General features: G+C 36.6%; 16 protein-coding genes. 9 read left to right on the top strand and 7 right to left on the bottom strand.

The window, feature by feature from the left end; translation table 11 throughout:
• Positions 1-7 precede the first annotated feature (7 nt).
• A complete protein-coding gene (locus tag DYR29_RS02465) occupies positions 8-2,923 on the bottom strand; it encodes a SusC/RagA family TonB-linked outer membrane protein (protein WP_213279151.1) in 2,916 nt (971 codons plus the stop codon).
• 176 nt (positions 2,924-3,099) lie between these two features.
• On the opposite strand from DYR29_RS02465, the gene DYR29_RS02460 reads away from it, so the two are divergent.
• From DYR29_RS02460 to DYR29_RS02445, 4 genes are all read left to right on the top strand, one after another.
• Positions 3,100-4,284, top strand: coding sequence for an MFS transporter (locus DYR29_RS02460; RefSeq protein WP_249413593.1), 1,185 nt, complete (start codon positions 3,100-3,102; stop codon positions 4,282-4,284).
• 16 nt (positions 4,285-4,300) lie between these two features.
• On the top strand, positions 4,301-5,089 hold the full coding sequence (locus tag DYR29_RS02455; RefSeq protein ID WP_149388710.1) for an NUDIX hydrolase: 789 nt from the start codon (positions 4,301-4,303) through the stop codon (positions 5,087-5,089).
• A 128-nt stretch (positions 5,090-5,217) separates the two neighbouring features.
• Entirely contained in the window at positions 5,218-6,396 is a 1,179-nt protein-coding gene (locus DYR29_RS02450) for an acyl-CoA dehydrogenase family protein (protein ID WP_213279150.1), read from the top strand.
• A gap of 159 nt (positions 6,397-6,555) precedes the next feature.
• A complete protein-coding gene (locus tag DYR29_RS02445; protein ID WP_213279149.1) occupies positions 6,556-8,514 on the top strand; it encodes a T9SS type A sorting domain-containing protein in 1,959 nt (652 codons plus the stop codon).
• A gap of 145 nt (positions 8,515-8,659) precedes the next feature.
• On the opposite strand, the gene DYR29_RS02440 is transcribed toward DYR29_RS02445, so the two are convergent.
• The 6 genes from DYR29_RS02440 to DYR29_RS02415 form a co-directional block, all read right to left on the bottom strand.
• Entirely contained in the window at positions 8,660-11,023 is a 2,364-nt protein-coding gene (locus DYR29_RS02440; protein WP_213279148.1) for a patatin-like phospholipase family protein, read from the bottom strand.
• Between the two features lie 185 nt (positions 11,024-11,208).
• Positions 11,209-13,896, bottom strand: a complete 2,688-nt coding sequence (locus tag DYR29_RS02435) for a PD-(D/E)XK nuclease family protein (protein WP_213279147.1) — start codon at positions 13,894-13,896, stop codon at positions 11,209-11,211.
• Positions 13,893-14,429 carry a DUF922 domain-containing protein gene (locus tag DYR29_RS02430; protein WP_213279146.1) on the bottom strand — a complete coding sequence of 179 codons (537 nt, stop codon included), beginning with the start codon at positions 14,427-14,429 and terminating at the stop codon, positions 13,893-13,895. Before DYR29_RS02430 ends, DYR29_RS02435 begins: the two co-directional genes overlap by 4 nt.
• Positions 14,429-14,833: a hypothetical protein gene (locus DYR29_RS02425; RefSeq protein ID WP_047422686.1), complete on the bottom strand. Its 405-nt coding sequence runs from the start codon at positions 14,831-14,833 to the stop codon at positions 14,429-14,431. The genes DYR29_RS02430 and DYR29_RS02425 overlap by 1 nt, the downstream gene beginning before the upstream one ends.
• Positions 14,834-14,895: 62 nt before the next feature.
• The gene (gene rsmG / locus DYR29_RS02420) at positions 14,896-15,531 is read right to left on the bottom strand and encodes a 16S rRNA (guanine(527)-N(7))-methyltransferase RsmG (protein ID WP_213279145.1); all 636 of its coding nucleotides are present in this window, start codon (positions 15,529-15,531) and stop codon (positions 14,896-14,898) included.
• 97 nt (positions 15,532-15,628) lie between these two features.
• Positions 15,629-16,966 carry a M20/M25/M40 family metallo-hydrolase gene (locus DYR29_RS02415; protein WP_213279144.1) on the bottom strand — a complete coding sequence of 446 codons (1,338 nt, stop codon included), beginning with the start codon at positions 16,964-16,966 and terminating at the stop codon, positions 15,629-15,631.
• A 265-nt stretch (positions 16,967-17,231) separates the two neighbouring features.
• Here DYR29_RS02415 and DYR29_RS02410 point away from each other — a divergent pair, with 265 nt between their 5' ends.
• The 5 genes from DYR29_RS02410 (at position 17,232) to DYR29_RS02390 (ending at position 22,862) form a co-directional block, all read left to right on the top strand.
• Entirely contained in the window at positions 17,232-18,425 is a 1,194-nt protein-coding gene (locus tag DYR29_RS02410; RefSeq protein ID WP_213279143.1) for a pyridoxal phosphate-dependent aminotransferase, read from the top strand.
• Positions 18,426-18,459: 34 nt separating this feature from the next.
• Positions 18,460-21,399 carry a M16 family metallopeptidase gene (locus DYR29_RS02405; protein WP_213279142.1) on the top strand — a complete coding sequence of 980 codons (2,940 nt, stop codon included), beginning with the start codon at positions 18,460-18,462 and terminating at the stop codon, positions 21,397-21,399.
• A gap of 147 nt (positions 21,400-21,546) precedes the next feature.
• A complete protein-coding gene (locus DYR29_RS02400) occupies positions 21,547-22,179 on the top strand; it encodes a peroxiredoxin (protein WP_034698496.1) in 633 nt (210 codons plus the stop codon).
• Positions 22,180-22,305: 126 nt separating this feature from the next.
• Positions 22,306-22,614, top strand: a complete 309-nt coding sequence (locus tag DYR29_RS02395; RefSeq protein ID WP_213279141.1) for a thioredoxin family protein — start codon at positions 22,306-22,308, stop codon at positions 22,612-22,614.
• Positions 22,614-22,862 carry a DUF6952 family protein gene (locus DYR29_RS02390; protein ID WP_002980002.1) on the top strand — a complete coding sequence of 83 codons (249 nt, stop codon included), beginning with the start codon at positions 22,614-22,616 and terminating at the stop codon, positions 22,860-22,862. The genes DYR29_RS02395 and DYR29_RS02390 overlap by 1 nt, the downstream gene beginning before the upstream one ends.
• Positions 22,863-23,297: the final 435 nt, after the last annotated feature.

The following is a 23,297-nucleotide window of genomic DNA, read 5'->3' as shown; positions in this document are numbered from 1 at the left end:
TTTGTCATTAAAATTGGACATTAGCTCCGAAAAGGAAAGTTCTTGCCTGTGGGTAGAAGGCTCTATCTATTCCATAGGTATCGGTACCTGCAATTTCAGGATCATAACCTGTATATTTTGTAAAAGTTGCAAGATTTTCTGCAGTTACATAGAATCTGATTTTTGAAGCACCAATAGTTTTTGCAGCATCTTTAGACAGAGTATATCCTAACTGAACAAGTTTAAGACGTAAGTAATCTCCTTTTTGAAGATAATAGTCAGACATTCTGGTATAGTTCTGATTATCATCATTTCTTGTAACTCTTGCTATAGTATTAGATGTTCCTTCACCTGTCCAACGGTCCAAAATAGCGGTTTGATAATTAGCTTCCTGAATATCTAGTCTTCTGAGCCCCTGGAAAATTTTATTCCCGGCCTGCCCCTGAGCAAAAACCATCAAATCGAAATTTTTATAATTCATATTGATGGTTAAACCAAATGTATATTTTGGAACAGAATTACCCAAATTTACATAATCTTTCTCATCTATTACTCCATCCCCATTTGCGTCAAGTCTCTTGAAATCTCCAGGCTTTGCATTAGGCTGAATCAACCCTCCATTAGCATTTTTATAGGCATCAATTTCAGCCTGATTTTGAAAAATACCCATGTTTTGATATCCGTAGAAAGAGCCATATGATTCACCAACCTGTAATCTGGAAACTGTTCCCAGTGTTTGGAAAGAAGCAAAGTTTACATAAGGCCTGTTATCTTCAAGTCTTGTAATTTCATTTTTTAAATAGGCAAAATTACCATTCGCAGAAAAGCCAAAATCACCCCAATTCTTTTTATATCCCAAGCTTACTTCAACCCCATCATTGTTCATATCCCCAATATTTCTAAATGGATTATTAATTAAACCCAAATAGCCAGGGAGCTCAACTTTTCTCAAGATGTCTGTACTTTTTTTCCTGTAAACATCTACACTAAGATCAAAGTTTCTGAAAATTTTAAGATCTGCCGCAATATTGAATTGTGATGTTCTTTCCCATTTTAAATTTGGGTTTTCAAGAGTACTTGGAGCATAACCTACACGGATAATATTGTCTCCAAATGTATAGTTACTTCCGGCTACTAAGAAATTAGCAAACTGGAAATCATCAATTGCATCATTACCCAGCACTCCATATCCACCTCTAAGTTTAAATGTGGTAATCACTTTATTTTCCGGCCAGAAGTTTTCGTTAGACACATTCCATCCTAAGGACATTGCCGGGAAGTTTCCCCAGTGGTTGTTACTTCCAAATTTTGAAGACCCATCTCTACGAATTGTTCCTGTAAAAAGGTATTTGTTGTCATAATCATAAACGACTCTGGCAAAATAGGAAGCTTTATGTGTTTGTTTTCCATCCCAGGCATTACCTGTTTTATTTTCCTGAGCGATATCAAAATTGAAAGATGCATCTTCCCAGTTATTTACAGGGAGATTGGTAAATCTTATATTTTGCCCTGAAGAGATGTTATATTCGTAATACCCTTGTCCTAATAATACATTTAAGCTATGTAATCCAAACTTATTTTGATAGGTCAGTGTATTTTCAGTACTCCACTCAAACTTTTTATCAGTTTGCCTGAATAAGTTATTGATATCATTTTTATTAGCGGTACTCAGGTAATTAGTCGGAGTGAAAACCTGCTCCCCCCAATACGACAGTTTCCCGTTCATACTTGACTTAAAAGTGACATGTTTATTTAGCTTCAGTTCTGCAAATACATTGGCAATAATATCGTCAGACCATTTATATCCTCCTAACTTAGTTTGTCTGAAAGCCAGCGGATTGGACATTTCTTTACTTACGAATTGTGAAAGTCCGTAAGGATTCCCATTAGGATCTCTCACATAGTTTGGATTATTAATATAATCACTAAAGTTCGGCTGATTATTAATTCCGTTGGTTACAACTACCGGTGTTAAAGGGTCAAGATTTATTGCGGAACTTAACGGACCTCCAAACTCTCCATTGTCAGTAACTCCCTGAGATCTTGTGTGAGTATAGGCAAATGTCTGACCTATGGTTAGAAAATCGAATACTTTATGGGTAGAGTTTAATCTGGCATTTACTCTTTTATAGTTTGAGATATCTCTTAATACAATACCTTGCTGATCGTAATATCCAAAAGATGAATAAAAAGTAGATTTATCATTTCCTCCATTAATGCTGAATTCATGAGACTGGCGTTGCGCACTGTTAAATATTTGTTTTTGCCAATCTGTACCTGTGCCATAAGATGAAGGATCTCCAAGCACCGGTTTCAAACCATCATTGAGATACGCCTCATTCATAATGGTTGCATATTGTGATCCGTTTAATAAGTCCAGCTTTTTAGAAACAGTTCCGACACCAAAAAACCCATTATAGGAAAGACCTAATTTTCCTCTGGTTCCTTTCTTTGTAGTGATCAGAATAACTCCTTTGGCTGCAGACACTCCATAAATAGCAGCAGATGCCCCATCTTTAAGGACTTCAATTCCTTCAATATCTGACTGATTCAGCCAACCTATATTATCAACTACAATTCCATCAACCACCCATAAAGGATCATTACTTCCAGCTCCAAAACTGGTAATACCACGAACACGAACTGTTGCAGCGGTTCCCGGTTGTCCCGAATTTGATACAACAGATATTCCTGCTGCTCTTCCCTGAAGTACTTGCTCTGGTCTTCCTGCTGTGGGAGCATTTTCAATATCGCTGGCTTTAATACTCGCTATAGCTCCTGTCACATTACTCTTCTTCTGAGTACCATAACCAATCACTACAACTTCGTCTATTTTGTTTTCTTTAGCAATTGTGTCCTTCGACTTGGTGGTCTGGGCACTGAAGTTAGCCGTAAAATAGAGGACGGCAACCACTCCTACGCTTCTTGATATTCTTACATTCATATACAGTTATTGTTTAATTCTCAAATTGAGACAATAAAAATATATTTTTTTTCAATTAATTAACATTCTATTCATAAATATTTTAATTTTTCTTTTATTTTTCAGGGTTAGAAGCCCTATCTTCGCATCAATATTTCATAAAATTTCACAAAAAAACAAAAAAGAAGTCCCCCAAAATGATCATCAAGCTTTCTAAAATTTCTCTTCCGTTAAAACTTACCTTTCTTATTTTTTCAATGGTTTTGAACTGTATGGGATTGATCATTCTGCAGTTATCTGAAGAGAAAATCACCTACGGAGAATTAGGTTTATTAGAATCTTTTAAAGACTTACCTATTGCCTTTATCTCCCTTTTTGCGGTAAGCTTTATCAACAAAACGGGAACAAAAAAAGCATTGATTTCAGCTTTGGTAATTGTTGGTTTCTGTTCTTGTCTGCTGCCATTTATTGAGGTTTTTTGGTTCTTCAAATTATGGTTTGCCATCATTGGAGCGTGTTTTGCAATTGGTAAAATCTGCGTCTTTGGAATTATCAGAAATAATATTTCGGATGAAAAATCACTGGCAAAGACAATGAACAGCGTAGAAGCTTCTTTTATGATCGGAATCTTTGTCGTGAATACCTGCTTTGGATGGGTGGTATCCAGTGAATACTCCGAATATTGGAAATTTTGTTTTTTATTGATCGCTTTCTTATCTGCATTAACGATATTCCTGTTATCAAAAATTACAATTTCTGAAGCCAAACCTTTGGAAAACAAAAGTGTATTCTCCGAGCTTTCGGGGTTTGTAACTCCTTCTATAATGCTATTCCTTGGGGTTATATTTTTTATCGTTTTTATAGAACAGGGATTCAACTCCTGGCTTCCGTCTTTTTATAAGAATCATCTGAAAGTCAATTCATTTTTTGCTCTTCAGGCTACCTCTTTTCTGGCAGTATTTTCTTATGTAGGAAGAACAATAACAGCCAATATTATCCGAAGATTTTCATTGCCAGACTACTATCTTTCATGTATGGCTTTCATTATTTCTTTATTGGTCATTATTGTAGGTGTACAGTATTTTGATTCAGCAGATTCAAGGGTAATTCTCTTCTTATTTCCTGTGATAGGGTTATTTTTGTCGCCGCTCTACCCTGTCATCAATTCAAAAATGATTGCACAGATGGATAAAGAAAAGGTAAACTTATTCACCTCTCTTATTGTTATTTTTTCTTCTCTGGGCAGCTCTGTAAGCTCAATTATTATGGCTGTTTTATTTGAAAAACAACTGTTAAACTTTTATCCATTATATATATTATTTTTCGTTATTATTCTTTTTGTTACCAGTTTAGTATTTTTTAACGTTACAAAAAGAAAATAGTTTTATTTTTACTGCCATGAAAATCAAAGACACAAAAAGTAAAGAAACACTTCGGGAACTTATCGATACCAAAGATTTTGTTGCCCATATCTCTGTGGACTGTACTATATTCGGCTTTCATAATAACATTTTGAAAGTTCTTCTTTTAAAGTATCACGATCTGGATTTATGGTCACTTCCGGGTGGTTTTGTTTTCAATGATGAAGATTTAAGAGAAGCTGCAGCAAGAGTTTTATTCGAAAGAACACACCTTAAAGATATATTTCTGAAACAATTTCATACATTTGGAAGAATAGACCGTACAGAAAATAATGTTCATCAGATTCTTCTTAACAATAAAGGAATTGAGGTACCAGAAGATCACTGGATTTTTCAAAGATTCATTACAGTAGGATATTGCAGCCTTATTGATTTTTCAATGGCCAACACTTTCCCTGATGCTTTCAATGAAAGCTGTGAATGGTTTGAGGTAAACAATCTTCCAAAAATGGCTTTTGATCACGACAGAATCATAGAAACAGGACTGGAATACCTGCGGATGAATATCAATACAGAAGTAGCAGCCAGCAATCTTCTTCCTGAAAAGTTCACGATGAAAGATCTTCAGTCTCTTTATGAAACCATTTTGGGACAAAAATTCAGAAGAAATAACTTCCAGCGTAAAATTTTGAGTTTAAATATTCTTGACAGGCTGGAAAAATTATATGATGGCTCGGCTAACAAAGCACCTTATCTGTATAAATTTAAAAGCAAGGTCCACAATTCTACCAATCAGTATCCTATATCCAATGATGAGGAGGCTTAAAACACTGAATTTATCTTATAAACAAATAAAAAGAGCATTATCTGTCTGAAAACCAACCGAAAGATAAGTTTTCAAAAAAATTTTCAAGACACCACGAAAAATGTTACTTTTAACCAAATCAAAAAATCATGTCATATTATCCTCTTACAAGCATCCCTGATTATTATGGAATTGATGCTTTACTTACTGAAGAACACAAACTAATCCGCCAATCTGTAAGAGACTGGGTTGAAAGTTTTGTAATGCCGCAGATAGATCAGGCCGCTCAAAATCATACTGATATACCTAATCTTATGAGAGAATTAGGGAAAATCGGGGCATTGGGACCTTATATCCCGGTTGAGTATGGCGGTTCAGGATTAGACCAGATTTCTTATGGTCTGATTATGCAGGAGTTGGAAAGAGGAGATTCTGCAGTACGTTCTGCAGCTTCGGTTCAGAGCTCTTTGGTGATGTTTCCTATCAATGAATTCGGTTCTGAGGAACAGAAAATGAAATATCTTCCTAAGCTTGCTGCCGGAGAAATGATCGGATCTTTTGGATTGACAGAGCCTAATCATGGTTCAGACCCGGGTTCTATGGAAACGTATTTTAAAGATATGGGAGATCATTATCTTTTGAATGGGGCTAAAATGTGGATCACCAACTCTCCTCTATGCGATATCGCTGTGGTATGGGCAAAAAATGAAGAAGGAAAAGTACAGGGACTCATCGTTGAAAGAGGAATGGAAGGTTTCACTACTCCTGAAACTCACAATAAATGGAGCTTAAGAGCTTCAAAAACCGGAGAATTGGTATTCAATGACGTAAAAGTACCAAAAGAAAACCTTCTTCCGGGAGTAACAGGACTGAAAGGACCTTTATCTTGTCTGAACTCTGCACGATATGGAATTTCATGGGGCGTAATCGGTGCTGCTATTGACTGCCACTGTACTGCTGTTCAGTATGCTAAGGAAAGAAAACAGTTTGGAAAACCAATCGGTTCTTACCAGCTTCAGCAGAAAAAACTGGCTGAATTCTTAACTGAAATTACAAAAGCTCAGTTATTATGTCTTCAGTTAGGAAATCTTAAAAATGCTCACAAAGCAACTCCTGCTCAGATTTCTATGGCTAAGCGTAATAACGTCAATATGGCTATTGAAATTGCCAGAGAATCCAGACAGATCCTTGGTGGTATGGGAATCATGGGTGAATTCCCAATGATGAGACATGCTGCTAACCTGGAATCTGTGATCACGTACGAAGGAACACATGATGTTCACTTGCTGATCACCGGATTAGACATTACAGGAATCAACGCTTTCTAAAAAAGTCAAAATAGATGAAAAGAGTCTGACCAAAAGGTCAGACTCTTTTATTTTACTCACATTCCAGAGAATTGATATTCAATGAATAATTATTGATGTCGTAATATTTCCAAGGATTTATTAAAGTTATTACCTTAATACCATATAAAATACATCAATATGAGAAAAATCACAACTTTTTTACTAGGTCTTACCGCTCCATTCTACTTTGCACAGCAGGCTGGAGATGTCGTAAGCGCAGAACAGAAACTGGATTTAACGCCACAGGGAGTCATCAATTTTATCTCCAATAATCTTGGCGATCAGGATGCTCCGGAATTTGCCAACTACCTGAACAGCTTTAATGTGGGTCTAAAAGGCTACAAGATCACTTATTACACCAAAAATGAAAACAACGTTCTTGTAAAAGCTACCGGATTACTCATGTATCCTAACGTACCTTTTAAGCTTTCAACAGTAGTTTCTGACCACGGAACAACAGATAGCAGGAATAACGTTCCGTCTAATTTCAAGGGAGCATTAACAGCAGGATTTGTTGTTGAATTATCTTACGTACTGAATGGCTATATTTTGATGGCTCCTGATTATGTAGGAATGGGAACCGGAGACGGGGTTCATCCTTATGTTGATTACGCTACCGAAGCCGGAGCTACCATCGATTTTATTACTGCTGCCAATAAAGTCCTCTCACAACAGGGTATTAAACGGTATGACGAATACTTTTTAGCCGGATATTCCCAGGGAGCCCATGCCGCGATGTCTACTCTAAAAAGATTAAGCATATCGAATCCCAATAATATCAAATTCAAATATGCTTATATGGGCGACGGACCTTATGATTTCTCGGGAGTGACTTTAAATAAAGGTGTTCTTGAAAAAGATATTTATCCGTTTACCTCATTTCTGGCCAATGTTCTTCATACCTGCAACAATACGGGATACAAAACATATAATAACAACATTTCGGAAGTCATTTCTGCAGAATATCTTGATAAATATAACTATCACGTTGTTCAGGATAATGGCGGACTTTTATGGGGTCCGGTGATATGGAGAAAACTCTTTACAGCCAACTTCGTGAATGATGTTACCAACAATCCCAATAACAAGCTCAGACAGTGCATGAAACCAAAGGATGTGTACGACTGGTACAACAAAACACCAATGACATTAGGTCATTCTACGGTTGATTTGGCTATTCCACCTGAAAATACTTCTAAAACTATTGATGTTCAACGTGGTTATTATGCATGGTGGGATTTAAATAAGTATAAATTAGATTCATTTTACTGGGGACCGCTTGGGCATGTAGGGGGAATTCTTCCTTTCACTTTGGCTTCAAATGCTAAATTCAATACGTTGAGAAGCGGCGGTCTTCTTAATGAATGGGCAATTGCAGGATCTATTTTTGGCAAACAGTCAGCTGAAAAAACATCTGAAAAACCGGTTCTTCTATCCTCACAAATAAAACCGGATCTGGGCAATATGCAGTTGGTTGAAATAACAGATTTTAATAAGGAAAAAGCTCAGAGCAGAACAGCCAGTGAACAAAATTTATCCACTTTAAAAGACGGAGTTTATTTATTAAAAGTATCGGAAAACAATGAAAATAAAATAATTCCATACATCAAAAACACACCTAAAGAAGTTCCTGAAAACGAAATCATACAGTCTGCCAACTCTTCGGTTTTGCAATTAAAAGTTAATCAGGATGAACTTACTGCAGTAAACGTTTTTGATGAAAATAAAACACTGATCAAAAGTATTTCTCAGAAACAATACCGTGAAAATGGAGGAATCAATGTACAGGATCTGGAAAATAAAAACTATACGTTTGAAGTGGTAACTCCATATTACAATCTTCAGTTCAGTAAAGCAATTGGAGGTACACTTTCTTCTGAAAACAATGCCGATATTTTCACTCAAAAGCAGCAAATTATTGCAAAAGCCGGCAATGATATCAAAAACATCAGTATTTACAGTATTTCCGGTGCTCTGATCGTTCAGCAGGAAGTTAACAGACCACAGTTTGAATCCCGAAACTTAGAACCTGGAATTTATCTGGTACAGGTTACGCTTTCTAATGGTAAAGTCATTAATAAAAAAGTAAAACTTTAGAATCAATCACTCTTATATATCTCATTTCAAGTTAATTTTTGGCACTTCAGCAATGAGGTGCTTTTTTATAGTAAAATCATTGATATAATGAACAATAAACAATACTATCTACATTAATAATTCAAGTATAAAATTCTGCTGATACTTAAAACTTAAAACCAACGCTGAAATAGATTCTTGAAAAATCAAGTTGACTGTTTCTGGAAACATTGATACTTATAGGGCCGATGAGAGATTCATATCCAAGGTTTACTCCATACCCGAACATATCAAAACTTTCATTAAACGGAGAAAGTTCTTCACTCACTTTTCCATAGCTGAACGAAGGAGTAAGATAGAGCTTTTTCATAATCCTGTACTGAAGTGATATTGCTGTTTTGGCAACAGAAGTCATAGGAAGTTCTTTCTGACGAAGACCATTGAATTCAGGACTCAAGAGGTCATAATTATATTCACTTCCTCCCAGGTTATATTTCTGATTCAGGAATAGATAAGGAACCTGATCGTCCCTCTTTGATCCAAAACTTGCGCCCAAAAACACATTCGCTTTAACTGTGAGTCTTCTTGTAATCGGATAGAAAAAATTCTCATTCAAAGTAAATGAAATAAGGTTTTTAGGTTCGTAATAATAGGAATCTTTAGGATTTAGTATCAGATACAGAAGAGGCTGCACGGTATTCAGATCGTAAAGTTCATACTGATCTCCGTAATAAAATCTTGTACTCACCTGAAGATGATTCCCTTTTGTGGTAAAGTATCTTTTGTTGAGACTGTTCTGTTCAAACTTCAGGAATGTGTTGAAATTACTGTGGTTATATAATTTTTTACTGTAATTATCCACTTTTGACTGATCCACTTTATCCAGTAAACTATACATTCTTTCCGTACTGAATTCTGTTCCCAATGACAGATAAGCATTAGGATTAATATTATAGTTCAGCGCAATCTTTCCTGTTATATTACGGTACATATGGTTTGGAAAACGGTCACTGCCATCATCATTTACATCATACAACCTGAAGTTCAGGTCATTACTTTTAAGATTAATCATCTTGGCTTCCAGATCCAGCCACAAACGCTCTCCGCTGTCCAGAAACTGCTGATAAGCCAGTTTAGCTTTAAAACGTTCTGAAATATCCACGGTTGCTAAAAATCTGGACCTGTTCAGGAGAATATTCCTGTAGGTATAATTAACAATAATCCCAACCGACTGTTCTGTATCGTAGTGCAGAGCCAGTTTAAAAGCCCCTTTTTTTGCTCTTTTCACAAAAACATTCATCACAAGACCATCATTTTCATTGGTGTACGTGTAATATACCTTTACATACTGGCGCATTCCGAATACCCTGTCTATTGCTTCGTTTACTGTTTTTGCATCGTAATACTTCCCTTCAGTCAGTCCCATTTGCTTTTTAAGCACCTCAATTTCTGCTGCATCGCTAATAGGAGTTCCATCTTCTTCATTAAACGTGAATTTCGTAGTAGGAAGTTTCACTTCTTCAATCATCTGATGTTCATATTGGATTCCGGCCTTTCGCTGAGCTTCTGCCAGGGCTACAAACTCAGGAAGGTGTTTTCTGGCTTCCACCTCTCCAATTTTGATGATCCTCCTGAATTTGGCAAAATCCTTCGTTGTAATCTCACCCAACGGATCTACAAAGTCTACCAATACGTTAGACAGCTCCTTCTGATGTTTAAAATCCTCTACCGAACGGATCGCATGAGTCTGATAAATCATCTTCATCGGATTTTCAATTTCTTTTTTGGTAAAAAGTCTGAAGCCCGTATATCCTCCGATCACAAAATCGGCTCCCATCTCCCGAACTTCATTGGCTGGATAATTACGATCCAATCCACCATCTACCAAAAGCTTTCCATCAATATAAACAGGCGCAAAAGCTGCAGGAATTGCCAATGTAGCACGAATAGCCAGCGGTAAAGAACCTTGCTTTTGCATCACCAGCCCTCCGTTTTCGATATCGGAAGAAGTAAGCTGAACAGGAATTCTCAATTTGCTGAAATCATTGATATGTTTTGCATTGAAAGTAAGTGTATTAAGAACTTCTCCCATATACTGCCCTTCAATATACGAGCTTGGGAGAGTCGGAAATCCTTTAACTACGGGAAATTCAAGAATATATTTGTCATATTCGTCTTTTTCACTGATATTGACTTTGCTGTAAGGAATTTTATTACTCAGGATTCTGTTCCAGTCCATTTTATAGATCGTATGCTTCAGCTGGTCTGCATTGTACCCCATCGCATACAAACCGCCCAGAATCCCACCCATACTGGTTCCTGTGATATAATCTACCTTGATCCCCAATGAATCAATCATCTTAAGAATCCCAATGTGTGCGAACCCCTTTGCACCGCCGCCACTGAGAGCAAGGCCAAATTTAGTGTCTTTGGTCACATTCTGAAGAGCAATATTCAGAGAATCATTCTTTTGCTGAGATTTGATAATAAGAGAGAAAACGATGGCAAAAAATATCAGGATCTTTTTCATTGGTGGTACTTAATGTATCTGATTTAAACTTTGAAAGCTTTTAATAAGTAGTAAAGATACACAAAAAAGTTACCTGCTTTATGGCTGTTTTACGAAGTAAATCAATGTATTTCAGCCTGTCGATTTAAATATTTAACGTATTGATTTTCAAGCAAAACACATCACTTCATCAATATTAAATAATTTTAATAGGTTTTTATTGTTTCCACAAAATTAACATCCGGGTTCAGAATTTCAAGGATCAGACTTTTGACTGATTTCATGGCATCATCAATATTTCCTTTGTCAAACTGCAGGGAAACCATTCCTTTTTTAGCATCTGCAAAGCTCCAGATTCCAGTTTCAATCGGGTATCCCCAAAACTCAGGAAGATGCTGCACCACATAATGATAAATACAAAGCTGAAGCGCCTGTTTTCTTTCACTGTTGTGGAAATATTCATCTACGTTATCTCCATCAATTTTAACGCTGAGATTTTTGATCTTGGCTGTTTTATAATCGATGATTCTTAAAGTGCCGTTCAGTTTATCAATCCGGTCAATGAATCCGAAAAAAGAAATTTTATCATTCCCATCCAAAGGAAAATCAATGTTTTCAAACCTTCTTTCTATATCAACAATCTCCAGTTTGTTTCCCTGTTTTATCAATTCAAGATCATGGGTAAGAACATTTTCAATCACTTTTTTAGCAATTGCTTTATGAATATAATTCATTCCCTTCTCATAGAATTCCGGTTGGTGTTTCAGCTTTTCAATGGCAATATTTATATAGTGATCTATTGCTTTAACTGAATCCTTTAAATCGCTTTCTTTTAAAATCTTACCCTTCAAAACCTCATACACTTCTTGAAGTGAATAATGGACCAGATTTCCGTAATTCTTTACAGACAGTTCTTCTTCAATCTCATCTGTTTCCGAGGTATTCAAAATCTTGGAAAGGTAGAAATCAATCGGATTATAGAGGTAACTTGTAAGGTGGGAGGCAGATACTTTTTCCTTCCATTTCTGAAGGCGGTCCTGTACAATCTGTGTCTTGGAAATTTCTATAGGTTTGGTGGTAATAGGCTCAGAAGAATTTTCAATAATCAGATGTTCGATCTCATGTGAGCTCTCCATTTCAATCTGTGTAATGAAACGGCTCTTCTCCCCTGTGTTCACTCCGGAACTTAGAGCATTATATAACAAGTGTACATTCTTCGCATCCTGGATCAGCCTGTAAAAGTGATAGGCATAGATGCTGTCATTTTCCAGAAAAGTATGAAGATCAAAAAACCTTCGGATATCAAAAGGAATATAAGTATTCTGAGAGTTTCCGAGAGGAAGTTTTCCTTCGTTGACAGAAAGCAGGATAACGTTTTCAAAATTCAGGAGACGGGTTTCCAGCAATCCCATGATCTGCAGGCCTCTCAACGGTTCTCCCTGAAAATCGATACTTTCAGAATTAATATGCTGATTGATCAGAATTTCCAGCGTTTCCATTTTGATCTCAATATTGTAAGGAGTCAGCTGATTTTTGATGATCCTGAATGCATTTTCAAAGTGAGAAACATTCTCATACTGGATATCGTCTATTTCAAGCCATTTTACCTGCTGACAAAACGTAATAAGCATATCCAGATAAACATTTGTCCCCTGGGCTTTCTGAAGAAGGTTAAAATACGACAACCCACTCAGAAGTTCATGCAGAAGTTTATTAGAAATATAAACAATATTCCGCTCCTCTACTTTGGCTTTAAAATCGTTGATAAGAAGCTCGTCTTCATCAGATTTGGGCAGTTCTTCCAGAATCGGAAAAACGTCTCTGTAGTAATAGGAGGATTTATTTTTTTCAAGTTGTTTCTGCAAATAGAACAGACGTTTCACAGCATTGGAGAAAGATAGGTTCTTCAATGGGAATCCCATTGTAATATTCAGATTATCCACACCATGCATTACATCCAGACTTGCGGGAAGAAGGTTTTCATCCAGCAATACCACTGCTGTATTTGAATAGGTTTTATTATTGATTTCCTTAAAAATTTCCGGCAGTACCTTTGTCTGAGTTACATTTCCAGACACTTCGTATACCTTAATTTTTTTTGGTTGACTAAAATCGTCTTCTATCCATTGAAAAGTCCTGTTATCATCAAATTCTTTCCAGGTTTTATGATTTCTCAGAAACTTTCCTGCTTCCTGTCTTTCGTCATTGAAATAATAACGGTCTGCCTGAAAAAAACATTGGGCTTTATTCCATTTCAAAAGATTTCTTACCAGCTTTTCCTCTACCGGAGTAAAGGCATTGAATCCACAAAAGACAAATTCTTCTTTGGTATCTTTAGCAAAATCAGCAATCTTAGCTTTAGCCGCCTCATGAATCATTCCTGAAGTCGCCCAGTTCTTTTCCCGCAGTCTCTCTTTTAAAACAGGGAGAAAAACGTTCATATTCTGCCAGAAATTAAGAAATTTCTTTCTTGGGACATCCTCATCATCTCCAAGGTTTTGAGCCCATTCTTTGATCCTTTCTTCATCAAACATATACTGCAGAACTGCCTGATCACTGTCTGAAAATTTGAGAATATCATCCCAGTCCTTCTGCAATGTAGGGAACCACTTCAAAAAGTCCGAAAAATCATCCCTGGGAATAAGATTCAGACTTCTGTACACATCGAATGAGAAAAGCCACAATGGAATTCCCTGTATCGGCTGCTGATCAGAAATTTCATTGATAAGTTCTTCTATGGTAAAAAAATTGGGAAGAAGCCCTGAGTAATTGTTTTCCTCCAGAATCTGTCTGATAAACACAATGGGACGTTTTCCGGGCAGAATGATATTAAACGCAGAAAGATCCGGGTTTTGCGCCAGCAGTTCGTGAATGATCTTATTGAGGAATTTCAAGGGGCTTGATAGCTTTTTAGGTTGTCTAGTTGTTCAGAAATCGTATTATTATATTCTGCCTGTTTTTCTTTATTGATCCCGTGACGGGTTTCTCTGTCATAGGCCATCTGGAAGTCTTGATAATCAGTGGATATTCCGTCATAAATGGCTTTGAAATACTTGTTATAATCACCGGAAGTCCTGATTTTTTCAGCAACTGCCTTTCTGAATTTTCTTACAAATAATTCTGCAATATCAAAATGCTTCTGCTCATGAAGAAGAATGTAATCATCCATCTTTTTCACGTCCTTCCAGGATTTTTCTTCGTTAAATATGGTTTTGATGGTAATCGTAACCGGTGCTTTTGGATTGGAAGATTTTATAGAAGAAAATTCCCAGCCACAATGGGTATACGCTGCTACATCAGGATTTTTTTTCCTGTTGACCGGGCTTTTAAAATTGTCCCAGGTCAGCTTTCTGCCTTCCTCCCAGGTAATTTTTTGTCCGAATACCCACTCAGCTGCCAATAAGCACAAAACAAAAGTCAATCTCATTATTCTACCACAATTGTTTTCGTAATCCAGTTATTTCCTCCATTCCAGAATTTAAAAGTATAGGTTCCTTTTCTCTGCGGACTGAAGTTGATTTGATTGCCCCCTACATAATTTCCCTGCGCACAAGGTCCGTTTGTGATATATTTGTAGGAAGTAACCGTTCTATCAAGATCATTATTATAAACATAATCATAGCCATAAAAGCCTTCACAATGAGACGGATAGGTGGAATAAGTTTTTATGCTCTGTATCGCGAAAACATCCATGGTATCATTGACAATTTTTACACTGTCTATTTTGATCTTATCGATAGATTCGATTGTATGGTAATCGTCATCATTACACGAAACCAGAAGCCCGCCAAACAGCAATACTGAAAATCCAATATTTAAAAGTTTTTTCATAACCTTTACTTTTCTGATTATTAACAAATATTAGCAAAAATTATTCCTTATTTACATAAAAATCAGGAATTAAAATTACCTTTTGATACATAAACTACTTTCTTAGTATCAAAAAATTCTTCATCAAAATAGTGTTTAAGATTGAATATTTCACATTTAAGTCCGGCCAGTTCTTCTGCAAGATCACCACCTTTTAAATATAAAATTCCGTTATGTTTAGTGTTAAACTGTTCTTTTTCAAATTTTCCTTTCAGCCATCTTAAAAATTCAGGCATCTGGGTTACTGCTCTGCTGACCACAAAGTGGAATTTTTCTTTAAGCTTTTCTGCTCTTCCGTGGATAGCTGTTACATTCGTCAATCCTACTCCTTCTGCCACTGCCTGTACTACACTGATTTTCTTACCGATAGAATCAATCAGAGTAAATTGTGTCTCAGGAAACAGGATCGCCAGGGGAATTCCCGGAAAACCACCTCCGGTTCCGATATCCAAAACTTTTGTTCCCGGCGCAAATTCCATCACTTTCGCAATTCCCAAAGAGTGGAGAATATGCTTTTCATACAGCGACTCCATATCTTTTCTGGAAATTACATTGATTTTTTCATTCCATTCATTATACAGATTTTCCAATTGTGAAAACTGTTCTTTCTGTTTTTCAGTAAGATCCGGGAAATATTTTAATAGTAACGATGCAGACATGTGAATTATTATAAACCACAAAAATAAGTTTTATTTCTCTTGTATTCAAATCTACTTTTCCCGGCAGCCCCTGATCCCCTGTTTTCAACAGAGACCATTACTTCGCAATACCCGGAATTACAGGTACATTCAGGTTTCCGGACTGGCTGATGGTCTGTACGGCAAAAATATAATTGTCTTTGGAAAGCGGAACTTTAATGGAAAGTCCTGTTGTAAATATTTTTTTCTGCCATACCGGGCTGTCTGTTTCCCTTGCCAGCACATAATAACCTGCCGGAGTTCCTGATTTTGGCTTCTCCCAGTGAAGAGTGGTAGAATTCGTCAATTCTTTAACGTCCATTTCTACTTTTTCAGGCTTTGAAGTGGATTTTGCAAGACTGACAAGTACCGCGATATTGACAGCTACATTCTTCTTCAGGTATTTAAAATCTATAAATTCCGGAAGATCACCATATTGCTTATTGTTTTCTATTCTTATATCCTGATGCTGATGATCATAATTTTCATAATACTCGGTTAATCTGACAGAAGGAAATCCGTTATTGACAAAGCTGGTATGATCTCCTCCACGCAAAAACCTGTCATTTCTGTAGATAAGCTTAATTTCAAGTCCTTTGATGTATTGTTCTGTAATTTCTTTGATATATCTTGCCAGCTGTCTGGATTCGCTGTCATTTTCAAAACCCAGATTTCTGATTGCCATTGCTTTTTTATCGAGATCTTTATACGGCAGACCTTCACTAAATACACGGAGGGTACGGGTATTGACTTCTCCTGTTTCTCCTGCTTTAGGATTGCCAATCATATCATTGTTCAGGACGGCTTCCAACTGCAACCCTTCTCTCTTAATTTTTTCTGCCAATTGTTTAGATCCCAACAGTGATTGTTCTTCTCCGGAAAAAGCCACAAAGATAATGGAAGCCGGAAATGAAGACCTGCTTAATATTCTTGCAGATTCAATAACAGCGCTTACTCCACTGCCGTCGTCATTGGCTCCTGGTGCTTTTGAAGTTCGGTTCATCACGTCCGTAACCCTTGAGTCAAGATGTCCACCGATCAGGAAGATTCTTTTGTCATCAGGATCTGTACCTTTCAGAAAGGCAACGGCATTTCCAAGACTGACTGCTTTATCAATTCGTTTTCCATCCGGCTGAACATCTTCCTGCTGAAGGTAGACTTCCATTCTGCCACCGGAATTTTTAGCATAATCATTGAATTTTTTAATTATCCAATTCCGTGCAGCCCCTATTCCGTGCTTTGGATCATCTACCGTACTTAAGGTATGTCTGGTTTCAAAACCCACCAGTTTACCGATATAAGACTTCAATGAATCTTCACTCACCTGCGAGACATATTTCTTCACTTCATCATCTTTTGAATGTTTCTGAGAAAAGACAGTGCAGGAAATCAGCAATAAAAAAACGGAATATTTCATAGAATAATGATCTTGATTGTTTAAAGATACGAAACCCTGAACTTCGGAAGTAATTTTTATTTAACCTAAATTTTCACTTATCCTCATATTATTGATTGTCATTTAACCAAAACACGAGTCAAGTGTTTATCCCTGTCCAAGTAACATAATGATTCCAAACAGGAAAAATCTGTTCAAAACCTGACAAAAATCTTTTAAGCTCCCCTACTTTTATTGCCCCCAGAAGACGTTTTTATTATATATTTGTTAAAATTCAAGAAATACAATGGATAAACTTTCAGATAGAGTAAAAAGATTAGGATACTCCCAGACATTTGTAATGTCAAACAAAGCCAGAGAAATGAAAGCCAACGGAATAGATGTAATCAGCTTAACTCTTGGCGAGCCGGATTTCGATGTTCCGGACAATATCAAACAGGCCGCTTTCGATGCCATCAACCAAAACTACAGCCACTACTCTCCTGTTCCGGGATTTCTGGAGCTACGTGAGGCTATTGCCTATAAATTAAAAAGAGATAATAATCTGGAATACAAACCTACCCAGATCTGTGTTTCAAATGGGGCTAAACAAGCTATTCTGAATGTTCTTGCCTCTATTATCAATGATGGTGATGAAGTTCTTCTTCCCGCTCCATATTGGGTAAGCTATGATGAAATGGTAAAAATGATGGGTGGAAATTCCGTAATGCTTCCCACCTCTTATTTAACAGACTTTAAAGTAACGGCAGAACAGCTTGAAGAAGCTATTACAGATAAAACCAAGGCGGTACTTTTCAGTTCTCCATGTAACCCATCAGGTGGCTATTACACATATGATGAATTAAAATCCATCGCAAAAGTTATCGCTAAATATCCTCAGGTAACGATAATTTCTGACGAGATTTACGAGTATATCAATTACGAAACAAAAACAACTTCTATTGCACAGTTTCCAGAAGTATATGAACAGACCGCGGTAATCAACGGAATGTCAAAAGCATTTGCAATGACAGGATGGAGAATCGGGTATTCTGCATGTCCGGAATGGCTGGCAAAGGCTTGTGAAAAAGTACAGGGGCAGATGACCAGCGGAGCCAATACCATGGCACAGAGAGCATCCATCACTGCATTGAAAACAGACCCTTCTGAATACAGATACATGATTGATGCCTTCAAAGAAAGAAGAGATCTGGTGTATGAACTGATCCAAGAAATCCCAGGATTCAAAGTATTGCTTCCTAAAGCAGCATTCTATTTCTTCCCGGATATTTCGCACTATATCGGAAAAACCCTGAACGGAACTGAAATTAAGAACTCTGATGACTTTGCCATGTTCCTTCTGGAAAATGCTCATGTAGGATGTGTCGGCGGATTCTCTTTCGGAAGCCCGGAATGCATCAGATTCTCTTATGCTGCATCTGAGGAAGATTTGAGAGAAGCTATGAAGCGAATCAAAAATTTATTGGAACAATTCAACTAATAAAATTAATAACCAAAAATAAAGAACAACAGCAATGAATCTGTTAAAAAAACTAACCATCGCAACGAGTATTGCCGCTGCAAGTTTTGCAGGACATGCTTTTGGCCAGGATTTCCAGTGGAAAGAAGGAAATTCTAATGGCTATAAGTATAAATACGTTACCAACGACCCTACTTCCGCAAGGTATTATACCTTAAAAAACGGATTAACAGTTATTTTGAGTCCAACAAACAAGGACCCGAGAATTCAAACGTATATCGCCACAAAGGCAGGAAGCAAAACCGACCCTGCAGATCACACGGGTCTGGCCCACTATCTGGAGCATATGCTTTTCAAAGGAACCAATCAGTTCGGGTCTAAAGACTGGGCGAAAGAAAAACCTCTTTTAGACCAGATTGATGCGCTTTATGAAAAGTACAACCAAACTAAGGATGAAGCTAAAAGAAAAGAAATCTACAAAGAGATTGACAAGGTTTCCGGAGAGGCTGCAAAATATGCAATTGCGAATGAATATGACAAAATGATGGCGGGTATGGGAGCTGACGGAACCAATGCCTTCACTTCCTTTGAACAAACGGTATACACAGAAGATGTACCAGCCAATGTTCTTGACAAATTTCTTGCTGTACAGGCTGAAAGATTCAGAGAGCCTGTTTTGAGACTCTTCCACACAGAGCTTGAAGCGGTATATGAAGAAAAAAACAGATCTCTTGATGATGACGGAGATAAAGTTTTCGATACGATGTTTGCCAACCTTTTCCCTAACAACAATTATGGAAAGCAGACAACCATCGGAACGATTGAACATTTAAAAAACCCTTCTCTACACGCTATCAGAGAATATTACAATAATTATTACGTTCCCAACAATATGGGAATCATCATGTCCGGAGATTTTAACCCGGATGAAGTGATTGCAAAAATCGACAAGGCTTTCTCATACATGAAGCCTAAACCTATTCCTGAATATAAAGTTGGTCAGGAAAAAGCAATTACAGCTCCAATTGTAAAAGAAGTTGTAGGGCCTAATCCTGAAAATGTAATGCTTGGTTTCAGATTTCCCGGTGCTTCCACGAAAGATGCAAGAATGCTGAACCTTGTTGGAAACATGCTTACCAACGGGCAGGCAGGATTAATTGACCTTGATCTGGTAAAAAAACAAAAGTTACTGGGAGCCTATGCAGGTTCTTATGCCTTAAAAGATTATTCCGTATTACTTTTACAAGGCAAACCTACTGAAGGACAATCTCTGGATGAAGTAAAGAATCTTCTTCTTCAGGAAATTGATAAATTAAGAAAAGGTGAATTTTCTGATGATCTTATTCAGTCTATCGTGAACAACGAAAAGAAAGGTATTATTCAGAAGGATGAAAAATATTCATCAAGAGCAAGCATCCTTATGGATGAATTTACTTCAGACGTTGATCACAAAGCATCACTTGAATATGTTGACGAGATTTCAAAACTGACGAAAAAAGATATCATGGATTTCGTATCCAAATATCTTCAGAACAACAACTACGTTGCGGTTTATAAAAGAAAAGGTGAAGATAAGAGCATTGTGAAAGTTGACAAACCAACAATTACTCCGGTTTCTGTTAACAGAGAAGATCAGTCTCCTTTCCTTAAGAAGATTGATGAAATGCCTGAAAACCCTATCGCTCCGGTATGGTTAAATTATGATAAAGACATCGCTAAAAACAAATTAGCCGACGTAGACGTACTTTCTGTAAAAAATACAGACAATGCGCTGTTCAGAATGTATTATCACTTTGATTCCGGAAAATGGAACAACAAAATTCTTCCTATAGCTGCAGAATATCTTCAGTATTTAGGAACTAAGGACAAATCTTCTGAAGTTATCAGCAAAGAATTCTATAAACTTGCTTCAAGCTTCAATGTAGGTGCCGGAAATGAAGAAACGTATGTATCTCTTGAAGGTTTAAATGAAAACTTCGATAAAACGATTGCTTTATTTGAAGATCTGATTAAAAACTGCCAGGCAGATCAGGCAGCTCTTGATGCTTATAAAACAAGATTGAAAAAAGCCAGAGCGAATGCAAAACAAAATAAAGGAACCATCATGGCCGGACTGAGAAGTTATGCACAATATGGCGCACAAAATCCTTTCAATAATGTACTGAGCGATGCTGAACTTGATGCATTAAAGGCAGAAGATCTGATTAATGTACTTCATGATTTGTTTAATTTCAAGCATAAAGTATTGTATTACGGTCCGAAATCAGGAAACGAGGTGGTAGCATCTCTTAAACCTGTTCACAAACTTCCTGCAACCTTAAAAGACCTTCCTAAGTCTAAAACTTTCGCTCAGATCCCGACTGACAAAAACAAAGTATTGTTTGCTCATTATGATATGGTGCAGGCAGAAGTTTTCTGGGTAAGAAACTCTGACCAGTACAATCCATCTACTACTCCAACAGTAAGTTTATTCAACAACTATTTCGGAGGCGGAATGGGATCTATTGTTTTCCAGACGATCAGAGAATCTAAGGCTCTTGCCTATTCTACCTATTCTTATTTTGCACTTCCAAGCAAGAAAACAGACAAGGATATGATTATGGCATATGTAGGAACACAGGCTGATAAATTCAATGAGTCTACGACGGCAATGAATGAGCTTTTAACTACCCTTCCAAAATCTGAGCAGTTATTTGAAACTGCAAAAAGCGGATTGAAAAAATCAATTGCTTCTGAAAGAATCACCCAGGACGGAATCATCTTCTCTTATCTGAAATCTCAAAGACTTGGAAACAACTTTGACATGAGAAAGAATGTCTATGAACAAGCACCAAAACTGTCTTTCACAGATATCAATACTTTCCACGATAAGGAAATGAAGAACAAGAACTACACATACTGCCTTGTTGCTTCTCAAGATAAAGTAAATGAAGCCGATATGCAGAAATTAGGTGAGGTAAAAAAACTTAATTTAACCGAAGTATTTGGTTACTAAAATAAACAAAAAGCCCTGTTGTCAGGGCTTTTTTATTTAACAACACGTCAAAAACAATTATAGATTTTATTTATCAATATTTGTTTGTTCGATAGATGAATCTTTCATATCTTTGCCATAGAAATTTAAATATAAAAACAGAAAATTATGTCTTTAGTAGGAAAAAAATTCCCAAATTTAACAATTGACGCAATGTCGGAAATGGGTGACGATCTAAGAATCAACATCCTTGATGAAGCAGTAAACAACCAGCAAAAAGTTCTTTTATTCTGGTACCCTAAAGATTTCACTTTCGTATGCCCAACTGAGCTTCACGCTTTCCAGGAGGCTTTAGGAGAGTTCGAAAAAAGAAATACTAAAGTAATCGGTGCATCTTGTGATACTAACGAAGTACACTTCGCATGGTTGAACACACCAAAAGATAACGGAGGTATTGAAGGAGTAACTTACCCACTTTTAGCGGATACACACAGACAATTGGCAAACACTTTGGGTATTGTTGACCAGGATTTCGAATATGATGAAGATGGAAACGAAGTTTTCACAGGTTCTAACGTAACTTACAGAGCAACTTACCTTATCGACGAAACTGGAAAAATCTTCCACGAAGCGGTAAACGATATGCCTCTGGGAAGAAACGTAAAAGAATTCTTAAGATTAATCGACGCTTACACACACGTTCAAAAACATGGTGAAGTATGTCCTGCAAACTGGGAAGAAGGAAAAGATGCAATGAAAGCTGACAGAACTTCTACTGCAGAATACTTAGCTAAGAACTAATATAATGTGTTAATTTGAAAATGAGATAATTTAAAAATTAATCGCAGGATAATTAAAAATTATCTCATTTTCTTCTTTACAAAGCATTAACACATTTTCAAATTAATAAATTTTCAAATTACAATCATGTACACAGAATTAACCGAAGATACATTACAAAATATAGTTAACGACAACGAAAAAGTAGTTGTTCAATACGGCGCAACATGGTGCGGAAACTGCAGAATCATGAAGCCGAAATTCAAAAAACTAGCATCTGAAAATGATTCTATTCCATTTTTATATGTAGATGCTGAAAAGCTTCCTGAAAGCAGAAAATTAGCAAAAGTGGACAACCTACCTACTTTCGCCATCTTTAAAAACGGAGAATTGGTCAATCAGGTTCAATCTAACCAGACAGAAAGTTTAATTAATCTTTTTAACGAATTAGCATAATGAAATTACCCGTAATCAGACAGTTTTATCAGAATCAGACTCCTGAAAACCTTGAGAAAACATTAGAAGTACTGGAAAGTTTCTGCGAATTCAGAGGAACAAGCGAAGAAGACTTAAATGTTGCAGGAGAATTGATCACCAATATTTGTGGAGCTCTGGAAGTTCACGCCAACGTACAGAACGGAATGAGCGAAAAAGATGCTTTAAACTCTTTTGCTCAGAAGGTTTTAGGATCAATCGACAAATAACATCTTTTTGATTATCTTTAATTAAAAGATTGTAAAAACACAAAATACAATACCTGAGGTTTTCCTCATTACTATACTTTTTCTATTCTTTAAGAATCTTTTTGCATCAACAGTAAAACTTACTTCCAAGGACTTTAACCAGTCTCATGAAGCTGCTAGTTGCATGAAAACTTTTAAAGAATATCCAATAAAATCCGGTGAAGTTTCATCTGGATTTTTTGGGTTTATGGTTTAAAACACTAATAGTACAAATATTTTTCACAAATTTCACAAATAGAAGAATGAGAAATTTATTCATCAAAATATACGCAATGATCTGTGCCAATCTGTGAAATCTGTGGTTAAAAAATACTGCTTTAAAATCATTATAAGTTTCGGCTAAAACCATTGAAAAATATTCATTTAAAGTCAAACGGGCTAAAGCCCGCCCCTATT

Origin of the sequence: Chryseobacterium indologenes, from assembly GCF_018362995.1 — a bacterium.
GTDB classification, from domain to species: domain Bacteria; phylum Bacteroidota; class Bacteroidia; order Flavobacteriales; family Weeksellaceae; genus Chryseobacterium; species Chryseobacterium indologenes_G.
The sequence above is the reverse complement of the archived record's forward strand: the minus strand, read 5'-3'. Positions and strand labels throughout refer to the sequence as shown.

What these genes read in the sequence shown, in the direction of transcription:
- DYR29_RS02445 (WP_213279149.1), top strand. Translation starts at nt 6,556, where the DNA reads ATGAGAAAAATCACAACTTTTTTACTAGGTCTTACCGCTCCATTCTAC.
- DYR29_RS02440 (WP_213279148.1), bottom strand. Translation starts at nt 11,023, where the DNA reads ATGAAAAAGATCCTGATATTTTTTGCCATCGTTTTCTCTCTTATTATC.
- DYR29_RS02430 (WP_213279146.1), bottom strand. Translation starts at nt 14,429, where the DNA reads ATGAGATTGACTTTTGTTTTGTGCTTATTGGCAGCTGAGTGGGTATTC.
- DYR29_RS02410 (WP_213279143.1), top strand. Translation starts at nt 17,232, where the DNA reads ATGGATAAACTTTCAGATAGAGTAAAAAGATTAGGATACTCCCAGACA.
- DYR29_RS02425 (WP_047422686.1), bottom strand. Translation starts at nt 14,833, where the DNA reads ATGAAAAAACTTTTAAATATTGGATTTTCAGTATTGCTGTTTGGCGGG.
- DYR29_RS02460 (WP_249413593.1), top strand. Translation starts at nt 3,100, where the DNA reads ATGATCATCAAGCTTTCTAAAATTTCTCTTCCGTTAAAACTTACCTTT.
- DYR29_RS02415 (WP_213279144.1), bottom strand. Translation starts at nt 16,966, where the DNA reads ATGAAATATTCCGTTTTTTTATTGCTGATTTCCTGCACTGTCTTTTCT.
- DYR29_RS02450 (WP_213279150.1), top strand. Translation starts at nt 5,218, where the DNA reads ATGTCATATTATCCTCTTACAAGCATCCCTGATTATTATGGAATTGAT.
- DYR29_RS02400 (WP_034698496.1), top strand. Translation starts at nt 21,547, where the DNA reads ATGTCTTTAGTAGGAAAAAAATTCCCAAATTTAACAATTGACGCAATG.
- DYR29_RS02455 (WP_149388710.1), top strand. Translation starts at nt 4,301, where the DNA reads ATGAAAATCAAAGACACAAAAAGTAAAGAAACACTTCGGGAACTTATC.
- DYR29_RS02405 (WP_213279142.1), top strand. Translation starts at nt 18,460, where the DNA reads ATGAATCTGTTAAAAAAACTAACCATCGCAACGAGTATTGCCGCTGCA.
- DYR29_RS02395 (WP_213279141.1), top strand. Translation starts at nt 22,306, where the DNA reads ATGTACACAGAATTAACCGAAGATACATTACAAAATATAGTTAACGAC.
- rsmG (WP_213279145.1), bottom strand. Translation starts at nt 15,531, where the DNA reads ATGTCTGCATCGTTACTATTAAAATATTTCCCGGATCTTACTGAAAAA.
- DYR29_RS02390 (WP_002980002.1), top strand. Translation starts at nt 22,614, where the DNA reads ATGAAATTACCCGTAATCAGACAGTTTTATCAGAATCAGACTCCTGAA.
- DYR29_RS02465 (WP_213279151.1), bottom strand. Translation starts at nt 2,923, where the DNA reads ATGAATGTAAGAATATCAAGAAGCGTAGGAGTGGTTGCCGTCCTCTAT.